General features: G+C 58.8%; 3 protein-coding genes and 2 rRNA genes (1 of these 5 only partly in view). All 5 read left to right on the top strand.

The window, feature by feature from the left end:
• A 23S ribosomal RNA gene (locus JFU48_RS03605) occupies window positions 1-1,729 on the top strand; it begins 1,163 nt to the left of the window's first position.
• A 154-nt stretch (window positions 1,730-1,883) separates the two neighbouring features.
• Window positions 1,884-1,999 (top strand): 5S ribosomal RNA (rrf, locus tag JFU48_RS03600).
• 154 nt (window positions 2,000-2,153) lie between these two features.
• Entirely contained in the window at window positions 2,154-5,606 is a 3,453-nt protein-coding gene (gene recC / locus JFU48_RS03595) for an exodeoxyribonuclease V subunit gamma (protein ID WP_201135866.1), read from the top strand.
• Entirely contained in the window at window positions 5,603-9,292 is a 3,690-nt protein-coding gene (gene recB, locus JFU48_RS03590) for an exodeoxyribonuclease V subunit beta (RefSeq protein ID WP_201135865.1), read from the top strand. Before recC ends, recB begins: the two co-directional genes overlap by 4 nt.
• Entirely contained in the window at window positions 9,289-11,388 is a 2,100-nt protein-coding gene (gene recD / locus JFU48_RS03585) for an exodeoxyribonuclease V subunit alpha (RefSeq protein WP_201135864.1), read from the top strand. The genes recB and recD overlap by 4 nt, the downstream gene beginning before the upstream one ends.
• Window positions 11,389-11,433 lie beyond the last annotated feature (45 nt).

The following is an 11,433-nucleotide window of genomic DNA, read 5'->3' as shown; positions in this document are numbered from 1 at the left end:
TAAGTGATGCGGTAGAGGAGCGTTCTGTAAGCCTGTGAAGGTGAGTTGAGAAGCTTGCTGGAGGTATCAGAAGTGCGAATGCTGACATGAGTAACGACAATGGGTGTGAAAAACACCCACGCCGAAAGACCAAGGTTTCCTGCGCAACGTTAATCGACGCAGGGTTAGTCGGTCCCTAAGGCGAGGCTGAAAAGCGTAGTCGATGGAAAACAGGTTAATATTCCTGTACTTCTGGTTATTGCGATGGAGGGACGGAGAAGGCTAGGCCAGCTTGGCGTTGGTTGTCCAAGTTTAAGGTGGTAGGCTGAGATCTTAGGTAAATCCGGGATCTTAAGGCCGAGAGCTGATGACGAGTTACCCTTTGGGTGACGAAGTGGTTGATGCCATGCTTCCAAGAAAAGCTTCTAAGCTTCAGGTAACCAGGAACCGTACCCCAAACCGACACAGGTGGTTGGGTAGAGAATACCAAGGCGCTTGAGAGAACTCGGGTGAAGGAACTAGGCAAAATGGCACCGTAACTTCGGGAGAAGGTGCGCCGGTGAGGGTGAAGGACTTGCTCCGTAAGCTCATGCCGGTCGAAGATACCAGGCCGCTGCGACTGTTTATTAAAAACACAGCACTCTGCAAACACGAAAGTGGACGTATAGGGTGTGACGCCTGCCCGGTGCCGGAAGGTTAATTGATGGGGTTAGCTAACGCGAAGCTCTTGATCGAAGCCCCGGTAAACGGCGGCCGTAACTATAACGGTCCTAAGGTAGCGAAATTCCTTGTCGGGTAAGTTCCGACCTGCACGAATGGCGTAACGATGGCGGCGCTGTCTCCACCCGAGACTCAGTGAAATTGAAATCGCTGTGAAGATGCAGTGTATCCGCGGCTAGACGGAAAGACCCCGTGAACCTTTACTATAGCTTTGCACTGGACTTTGAATTTGCTTGTGTAGGATAGGTGGGAGGCTTTGAAGCGTGGACGCCAGTTCGCGTGGAGCCATCCTTGAAATACCACCCTGGCAACTTTGAGGTTCTAACTCAGGTCCGTTATCCGGATCGAGGACAGTGTATGGTGGGTAGTTTGACTGGGGCGGTCTCCTCCTAAAGAGTAACGGAGGAGTACGAAGGTGCGCTCAGACCGGTCGGAAATCGGTCGTAGAGTATAAAGGCAAAAGCGCGCTTGACTGCGAGACAGACACGTCGAGCAGGTACGAAAGTAGGTCTTAGTGATCCGGTGGTTCTGTATGGAAGGGCCATCGCTCAACGGATAAAAGGTACTCCGGGGATAACAGGCTGATACCGCCCAAGAGTTCATATCGACGGCGGTGTTTGGCACCTCGATGTCGGCTCATCACATCCTGGGGCTGAAGCCGGTCCCAAGGGTATGGCTGTTCGCCATTTAAAGTGGTACGCGAGCTGGGTTTAGAACGTCGTGAGACAGTTCGGTCCCTATCTGCCGTGGACGTTTGAGATTTGAGAGGGGCTGCTCCTAGTACGAGAGGACCGGAGTGGACGAACCTCTGGTGTTCCGGTTGTCACGCCAGTGGCATTGCCGGGTAGCTATGTTCGGGAAAGATAACCGCTGAAAGCATCTAAGCGGGAAACTTGCCTCAAGATGAGATCTCACTGGAACCTTGAGTTCCCTGAAGGGCCGTCGAAGACTACGACGTTGATAGGTTGGGTGTGTAAGCGCTGTGAGGCGTTGAGCTAACCAATACTAATTGCCCGTGAGGCTTGACCATATAACACCCAAGCAATTTGACTACTCGAGAGAGCATCAGATTGCGGTGTGTGAAGACGCAATGAACCGAAAGTTCGCGATGCTCACAAACACCTGTATCACATACCCGATTTGCTGAAGCGAGGCCAACAGGTCACGAGTCAGTACCCGAATTTCTTGACGACCATAGAGCGTTGGAACCACCTGATCCCATCCCGAACTCAGAAGTGAAACGATGCATCGCCGATGGTAGTGTGGGGTTTCCCCATGTGAGAGTAGGTCATCGTCAAGATTAAATTCCGAAACCCCAATTGCGAAAGCAGTTGGGGTTTTGTTTTGCCCGCAGGAAAGTTCCTACAGCACGCGGTAGATCCTTCCGGCTGTCACAGCCTGTCGACAGTGCTAAGGTTCTGCCCTAGCTTTTGTACTTTTCCAAGGAAGCTTTTATGCCGGACGCCTCGTCCCTCAATGCTGCATTCATGGTGGTTCAGAGCAATAGTCTGGACGAACTGCGCAGCCTGGTGGTCAGCATTATGCGGCGCTATCCATTGGCGCCCTTGGAGAACGAAATCGCTCTGGTGCAGAGCAACGGTATCGCCCAATGGCTAAAGCTGGCCTTGGCGGAAGACCCTGAAGGGGATGACCTCGGTGGTTGCGGGATAGCCGCTGCGATCGATGTGCAGCTCCCCGGCAGTTTCATGTGGCAGCTCTACCGTATGGTGCTGGGCCGAGAAGAAATTCCGGCCAAGTCTCTGCTCGACAAAGCCCCATTGACCTGGCGACTGATGCGTCTGTTGCCGCAAGTTATTGAGCGCCCCCATTTCGAGCCGCTACAACGCTTCCTCACCGATGACACCGATTTGCGTAAACGCTACCAGTTGTCCGAACGCCTGGCAGACCTGTTTGACCAGTATCAAGTGTATCGAGCCGACTGGCTTGAGGATTGGGCCGTAGGTCGGCACCAGCTACGCAATGTCAGAGGTGAGGTAAAGCCACTGCCCCCGGTCAGTTGCTGGCAGGCTGAATTGTGGCGTGCCCTGCTGGTGGATGTCGGTGAGCAGGGTATGGCTCAGAGCCGGGCCGGCGTTCACCAGCGCTTTATCGAGCGCATAAACTCTCTTGAGCATGCACCTGCAGGGCTACCCTCGAGAGTGATTGTGTTTGGCATCTCATCATTGCCGGCCCAGGTGCTTGAAGCATTGGCCGGGCTTGCACGTTTCAGCCAGGTGCTGTTGTGTGTGCACAACCCTTGTCGACATCACTGGGCCGATATCGTCGCCGACAAGGATCTGCTGCGCCATCAATACAAGCGTCAGAGTCGCAAGACCGGCATGCCGGCCGCGCTCGATCCTGAAGCGCTGCACCAACACGCTCATCCGCTGCTCGCCGCCTGGGGTAAACAAGGTCGCGACTATATTAATCTGCTCGACAGTTATGATGACCCCAACAGCTATCGTGCGGCATTCCGTGACGGACGCATCGACCTGTTCAGCGAAGCGCAGCCGCAAAACCTGCTCAATCAACTTCAGGACGATATCCTCGAGTTGCGGCCACTCAATGAAACGCGTGAGCACTGGCCCGCCGTCGACCTGACGCAGGATGAGTCGATCCGTTTTCACATAGCCCACAGTGCACAGCGCGAAGTGGAGATTCTCCACGACCAGTTACTCGCACGCTTCAGTGCCAATCCGGATCTGCGTCCACGGGATGTAATCGTGATGGTGCCCGACATCGACAGCTATGCGCCGCATATCCGGGCGGTGTTTGGCCAACTGGATCGGCATGATTCACGCTTCATTCCATTTACCCTGGCCGACCAGGGCCAGCGTGGCCGCGACCCATTGCTGATTGCGGTCGAACATCTGCTCAAGTTGCCGGGCAGTCGTTTTCCGGTCAGTGAGATCCTCGACCTGCTCGATGTTCCCGCATTACGTGCCCGTTTTGGCGTGCAGGAGCGCGACTTGCCGACTCTGCATCGCTGGATCGAAGGGGCGGGAGTGCGCTGGGGAATGAACGCCGAGCAGCGTGCCGGTCTGGGCTTGCCGGATGAGCTGGAGCAAAACAGCTGGCATTTCGGCTTGCGGCGAATGTTGCTCGGGTACGCGGTCGGCAGCTCCAATGCCTGCGCAGGTATAGAACCCTACGATGAAATCGGTGGTCTGGATGCCGCGTTGATCGGGCCATTGGTTGCGCTGCTGGATGCCTTGGAACTGGCCCATCACGAGCTCACTCAGGCTGCTCAACCCAAGGTGTGGGGACAGCGACTGCAAGTGCTGATGCAGCTGTTCTTCAAGGCCAGCAACGAGCACGACGATTATCTGCTCACGCAACTTGAGGAGCTGCGCGAGACCTGGCTGCAGACCTGTGAATCTGTGGGATTGGTAGAAGAATTGCCGTTGACGGTGGTTCGAGAAGCCTGGCTCGCGGGACTGGATCAGGGGCGCCTGTCCCAGCGTTTTCTTGCCGGCGCAGTAAACTTTTGCACGCTGATGCCCATGCGCGCGATCCCGTTCAAGCTTGTCTGTTTGCTGGGGATGAACGATGGCGATTACCCTCGGGCGCAACCGCCGCTGGACTTCGACCTCATGGGCAGCGACTACCGGCCTGGGGACCGCTCCCGCCGCGAGGATGATCGTTATCTGTTGCTTGAAGCGCTGCTGTCTGCGCGCTGTCAGCTGTACATCAGTTGGGTCGGACGGAGCATCCGTGACAACAGTGAGCGGCCAGCTTCGGTATTGATCGGCCAGTTGCGTGACCACCTCGCCAGTGGCTGGCGGCTCATCGACGAGCATCAGGATCTGTTGAGTGCCATGACCGAGGAGCATCCGCTGCAACCGTTCAGCTCGCGCTATTTCCATGAAGGCGATCAGCTATTCAGCTATGCCCGCGAGTGGCAGGTTTTACACCAGAACCATGAGCCTCTGCATGAGGCCGAGTTACTCGCGCCTCATGTTCAGGAAGAGCCACTGAGTCTGCCCCTTCTACAGGATTTCTTGCGTAACCCGGTCCGGCACTTTTTCACTCAGCGACTCAAAGTGTATTTCGAGGCCGCCGAGGCGCCCCTGGCTGACGAAGAACCTTTTGTGCTGGACGCACTGCAGCGCTACATGCTGAGCGACAGTCTGCTCGAAGCCGCACTCCGGCAGCCGGACAATATTGATCGGGCGCTCGAAGATCAGGCGCGGCGTTTGCAGAACAGTGGATTGCTGCCCATGGCCGGTTTCGGGGAATGCCTCCAGAGGGAGTTGATCGAGCCGTTGCCGGATTTGCTGCAGCGTTACCAACAACTACTGGCGTTGTGGCCGACGCCATTGACCAGTGCGATTCCGATCAATCTTGAGTTACAGGGCGTGCGTGTTGATGGTTGGCTCGCCGGTTTGCATCAACGCGCTGATGGTGGAGTGTTATCAGTCACGACCATCCCCAACAGCATCGGCTCGATCAAAAGTCGAAAATGGCATCGCTTGACCAAGCCCTGGGTCAATCACCTGGTAGCCTGCGCCAGCGGAATCTTGCTGACCACCGCGTTAGTGGCGAGTGACGATACCCTTCTGCTTGAGCCTATGGAACAGGATAGAGCGGTTCGTTTACTTGGTGATCTGCTGCTCGCCTGGCAGGCCGGCATGCGCCAGCCATTGCCGATTGCGGTAAAAACGGCCTTCGCCTGGCTTACTCAGACTGACCCGCTCAAGGCCGAGGCTGCTGCCCGTAAAGCCTACGAAGGTGACGGCCAGAACAGCGAAGGTGAACGCCGCGAGAGCCCTGCGCTCTCCCGACAATTCGCTGACTTTGATGCGTTGATGGCGGACGAAACTTTTCCCGGTTGGTGCGACGCGTTGTATCGCCCCTTGTATGAAGCGCCGTGGCGTTCCTTGAACAGCGATGGAGCACGCACATGAGTACCAGGACACCGCTGGCCCTGGCATTCCCGCTGCACGGCACTCAACTCATCGAAGCCAGTGCCGGCACCGGCAAGACCTTCACCATTTCTGCTCTCTATCTGCGTCTCATCCTTGGGCACGGCGGCGAGTTGAACGGCTTCGGGCGAGAACTATTGCCACCGCAGATTCTTGTGGTGACATTCACCGATGCCGCCACCAAAGAGTTGCGTGAACGAATCCGTACGCGACTGGCCGAGGCAGCGCGCTATTTCCGCGAAGAAACTCCCGCACCGGACGGACTGATCGCGGAACTGCGTGAACAGTTTGATCCGTCACAATGGCCCGGCTGCGCCAATCGCCTGGACATCGCCGCGCAATGGATGGATGAAGCGGCCGTCTCGACCATTCACAGTTGGTGCCAGCGCATGCTGCGCGAACATGCGTTCGACAGCGGCAGCCTGTTTACACAGTCCCTGGAAACCGATCACAGCGATCTGCTTGGCGAAGTGCTGCGCGATTACTGGCGACTGTTCTGTTACCCGATGCAGGGCGACGCGCTGAATTGGGTTCGTGGAAACTGGGGCGGACCGGCAGCGCTGTTGCCGCGAGTGCGAGGTCTGTTTGGCAGTGAGCGCGACAGCGACGAAGGCAAGGCACCTGCGCAGTTGATCGAAGAGTGTCTGCAAGAACGGCGTGCCGCGTTGCTCGAGATGAAGATGCCTTGGCGGCAGTGGGCAGATGAACTGCTGATGATCTGTCACGAGGGCGTGGCGAGCAAAGCCGTCGACGGGCGCAAGATGCAGGCGCGCTACTTTGAACCCTGGTTCGAAAAGCTCAAGGCCTGGGCTGAGGACGAGGCCATGGAGCAACTGGATATCGGCACCGGCTTCACCCGATTGACTCCAGACGGGATGGCCGAAGCCTGGAAGGGCCAGGCACCGAGTCATCCTGCTCTGGACGCGATGCCGGCGCTCAAGGCGAGCCTCGACGCATTGCCGACCCCCGATGCTGCTGTATTGCAGCATGCGGCGAGATGGGTGGGTGCACGCTTTGAGGAAGAGAAGCGTCGTCGCGCAGAAATGGGCTTCGACGATATGCTGTTGCGCCTCGATGCTGCGCTGCAATCCGACAGCGGCGAGCGCTTGGCGGCGGTAATCCGCGAACAGTTTCCGGTTGCCCTGATCGATGAGTTTCAGGACACCGACCCGGTGCAATATCGGATCTTCGAGAGCATCTACCGCATCGAAGACAACAGTCCGGACACCGGTCTGTTCCTGATCGGCGACCCCAAACAGGCGATTTACGCGTTCCGTGGCGCCGATATCTACACCTACCTGCGTGCGCGTCAGGCCACCACCGGCCGCCTGCATACGCTGGGTACCAATTTCCGTTCCAGCCATGGCATGGTGAGTGCGGTCAACCATGTATTCGAACGCGCCGAATCCCGTGATCTGGGACGCGGTGCGTTTTTGTTTCGTGAAAAAACCGGGGAAAACCCGGTTCCCTTTCAGCCGGTTGAGTCTCAGGGACGCAAAGAGCGATTGCAGATCGCCGGGCTAGATGTCGCAGCGCTGAATGTCTGGCAGTTGTCCACCGATCAGCCCCTGTCCGGCGCGGTCTATCGCCAGCAGTTGGCGGCGGCCTGTGCCAGTGAAATCACGGCGTTGCTCAATGGTGGGCAAACCGGTGCCGCGGGATTCGTTCAGGAGGGTAAGGTCTTCCGGGGCTTGCGGCCTTCCGATATTGCGATTCTGGTGCGCGACGGCAAAGAGGCTCAGGCGGTACGCGCAGAGCTTGCTGCCCGTGGGGTGCGCAGCGTTTATCTGTCTGACAAGGACTCGGTCTTCGCCGCCCAGGAGGCGCACGATCTGCTGTCCTGGCTCAAGGCCTGCGCCGAGCCGGATGTCGAGCGTTCACTGAAGGCCGCGCTGGCCTGCATCACCCTCAATCTGCCTCTGGCTGAACTGGAGCGACTGAATCAGGACGAGTTGGTCTGGGAAGCCCGGGTCATGCAGTTCCGTGGTTATCGCGAGCTGTGGCGCAAGCAAGGCGTGTTGCCGATGTTGCGGCGTCTGCTGCACGACTTTCACTTGCCGCAGACCCTGATCGCACGCAGTGATGGCGAGCGGGTGCTGACCAATCTCTTGCACCTGTCGGAGCTGATGCAGCAGGCCGCAGCGGAACTCGATGGCGAGCAAGCGCTGATTCGGCATCTGGCCGAACTTCTGGCGTTGTCCGGTCAGGCCGGTGAAGAGCAGATATTACGTTTGGAGAGCGACGAGCAACTGGTCAAGGTAGTGACCATCCACAAGTCGAAAGGGCTCGAGTATCCATTGGTGTTCCTGCCCTTCATCTGCTCGGCAAAACCGGTGGATGGCAGTCGCTTGCCGTTGCATTACCACGATGCCTCGGGCAAGGCTCAGGTGACGCTGAAACCGACTGCCGAGTTGATCGCCCTGGCAGACGATGAGCGTCTGGCCGAAGATCTGCGACTGCTCTACGTCGCCCTGACTCGCGCACAGCATGCATGCTGGCTGGGTGTAACGGATCTCAAACGCGGTAATAACAACAGTTCGGTGCTTCATCTTTCGGCGCTTGGCTATCTGCTGGGTGGCGGTGCAAGGCTGGATGAATCAACCGGCTTGAGCCGTTGGTTGCTGGATCTGCAGCAAGACTGTCCGGCAATAAACCTGGGTGAAATGCCGCAGGCCAGGCAGGAGACTTATCGTCCCGAGCGCAATGAAGCGATCCTCAGTGCCACATTGGTACCAAAGCGCAAGGCCAGCGAGAACTGGTGGATTGCCTCCTACAGTGCCTTGCGCATCAGTGATGTGTTGAGTGTCGGCAGTGATGAGGCGCCAGACAGTCCGCAAGCGCAAAAACTGTTTGATGATGAGCGTCTCGATCCAGATGCGCCGCGAGATATCGTGGCCGGCGGCGCCGATATCCATCGGTTCCCCCGTGGACCCAACCCGGGCACCTTTCTTCACGGCTTGCTGGAGTGGGCTGGCGATGAAGGTTTTGCCGTTTCCTACGAGTCGATCAAGGATGCGATTGGCCGACGCTGCAACCTGCGTGGCTGGGAAGGCTGGATCACCACTCTGAGTGACTGGCTGCATCACCTGCTCAAGTCCCCGTTGCCGACTGGTAGCGGACAGTCTCCGGTCGTGCTTGAGCAACTGAAACAGTACCGCGTCGAGATGGAGTTCTGGTTCGCCAGCCACAAGGTCGATGTTCTCAAGCTCGATGAGTGGGTGCGCCAGTACACCCACAACGGTGTGGCCCGGGTGGCCGCCGAGCCGGTACAACTCAACGGCATGTTCAAGGGCTTCATCGACCTGACTTTCGAACACGAGGGGCGCTATTACGTCGCTGACTACAAATCCAACTGGCTGGGCGTCGACGATGCGGCCTATACCGAGCAAGCCATGGAACGGTCGATCCTCGACAACCGTTACGACCTGCAATACGTGCTGTACCTGTTGGCATTGCATCGGCAATTGAAGGCGCGGCTGCCCGACTACGATTACGACCGACATGTCGGCGGTGCGTTGTATGTGTTCCTGCGGGGAACCCGGGCTGATAGTCGCGGCGTGTATTTCGCGCGCCCGCCGCGTGAACTGATCGAGCGGCTGGATCGTCTGTTCCAGGGCAAGCCGGAACCCAAGGCCGAGCCCGCATGGGAACAGGGAGTCCTGCTATGAATCGTACATTCGCCGATCTGTCATCGGGTATCGACCACGCGTCGAGCCTGGCGCCGCTGACGAGTGCTGCAGATCTACTGCTGTTGCTGGATCGCTGGGTCGAGCGAGGCTGGCTGCGGTCGCTGGACAAGGCCTTCGTTGCCTTTCTGCACGAGCTCGCGCCCGAGACTGATCCACTGGTGTTGCTCGCCGCCGCGCTGACCAGCCATCAGTTGGGGCACGGGCATGTGTGTCTGGATCTGTTCGAAACCCTCAAGGCCCCGGATTTCGCGCTGTCGCTGCCACCCGAAGGCGATGTGCAGAGTGGCGTATTGCTGCTGCCTTCACAGTTGCTCGAAACACTGGACGGCAGCCATTGGTGCAAGGCGTTGGCGAGCAGTTCTCTGGTTGCGCTGGCGGCGGACAACAGCGAGGCCGCGCAGCAGCGACCTTTGGTGTTGTCCGGCAAGCGTCTGTATCTGCGGCGCTACTGGGCCTATGAGCGCCGTATTGACCGGGCGTTGCGCACACGCCTGGCTCAAGGTGAAACGCCGCCCGATGACCTGCCCCAGCGACTTGATGAGTTGTTCGGCCCCGTCAGGCCGGATGCGGTGGTCGACTGGCAGAAACTCGCCTGCGCCCTTGCGACCCGTGGAGCCTTCAGCATCATCACGGGGGGGCCGGGTACCGGCAAGACCACCACGGTGGTGCGCCTGTTGGCGTTGCTCCAGGCACCCGCCGTGGAGGCCGGTCAGCCGCTGCGGATTCGCTTGGCAGCACCCACCGGCAAAGCCGCTGCGCGGTTGACCGAGTCCATCAGTCAGCAGGTGCAGTCGCTGAAGGTCGCCGAAGCCGTTCGCGAGAAAATCCCCTGCGACGTGACCACCGTGCACCGTCTGCTCGGCAGTCGTCCCGGTACCCGACACTTTCGTCATCATGCCGGCAACCGCTTGCCGCTGGATGTGCTGGTGGTCGACGAAGCGTCGATGATCGACCTGGAAATGATGGCCAATCTGCTTGATGCCTTGCCGGCGCATGCGCGTCTGGTGTTGCTTGGCGACAAGGATCAGCTCGCCTCCGTGGAGGCGGGTGCGGTGCTCGGCGATCTGTGCCGCGATGCCGAGGCTGGCTGGTACAACTTGCAGACCCGGCAATGGCTGGAGTCGGTCAGTGGTGAGTCATTGCAGAACAGCGGTTTGCACGAAGACAACGACGGTTCGCATCCCCTGGCGCAGCAACTGGTGATGCTGCGCCACTCCCGGCGTTTCGGTGAAGGCAGCGGCATCGGTCAACTGGCGCGGCGGGTCAATCAGCAGTTGCCGGATGAGGCGCGTCAGTTGCTGGCGGCCGGACACTACGACGATGTGTTTTCCCTGCCGCTCAAGGGCGAACATGATCACAAGCTGGAGCGGCTGTTGCTCGAAGGCCATGGCGACGGGCCACAGGGTTACCGCCACTATCTGAGCGTGCTGCGCAATCAACGCCCTCCTGCGGGCAGACCGCTGGAGCATCCGGACTGGATCAACTGGGCACAGGACGTACTGCAGGCGTTCGACGCGTTCCAGTTGTTGTGCGCCGTGCGCAAGGGCCCTTGGGGTGTCGAAGGGCTGAATCTGCGGATTACCGAAGCCTTGCTCAAAGCGCGCCTGATCGAACATGACCAGCAATGGTACGAAGGCCGCCCGGTGTTGATGACCCGCAACGACTATGGCCTGGGCCTGATGAACGGCGACATTGGCATTGCGCTCAAGCTGCCCGAGCGTGAAGGGCCGGACGCCGGTAAACCGGTATTGCGCGTGGCCTTTCCGCGTAACGACGGCCAGGGCGGCGTGCGCTTCGTGCTGCCGAGTCGGCTTAACGACGTTGAAACGGTGTATGCCATGACCGTGCACAAATCCCAGGGTTCGGAGTTCGCGCACACCGCACTGATCCTGCCGGATGCCCTGAATCCGGTGCTGACCAAGGAACTGATCTACACCGGGATCACTCGCGCGAAAAACTGGTTCACCCTGATCGAACCTCGCGCAGGCGTGTTCGAAGAGGCCGTGCAACGCAAGGTCAAACGCCTCAGTGGATTGATGCTGGAACTGGAGGAGGGTAGCGAGGCTCGGGGATGAAAGATCTGGCGATTGGCGGCGGTTACTGACCAGCCGGTCAGAAGG

The organism is Pseudomonas sp. TH49 (assembly GCF_016650625.1).
In the GTDB taxonomy this organism is placed as follows: Bacteria; Pseudomonadota; Gammaproteobacteria; order Pseudomonadales; family Pseudomonadaceae; genus Aquipseudomonas; species Aquipseudomonas fluorescens_H.
The sequence above is the reverse complement of the archived record's forward strand: the minus strand, read 5'-3'. Positions and strand labels throughout refer to the sequence as shown.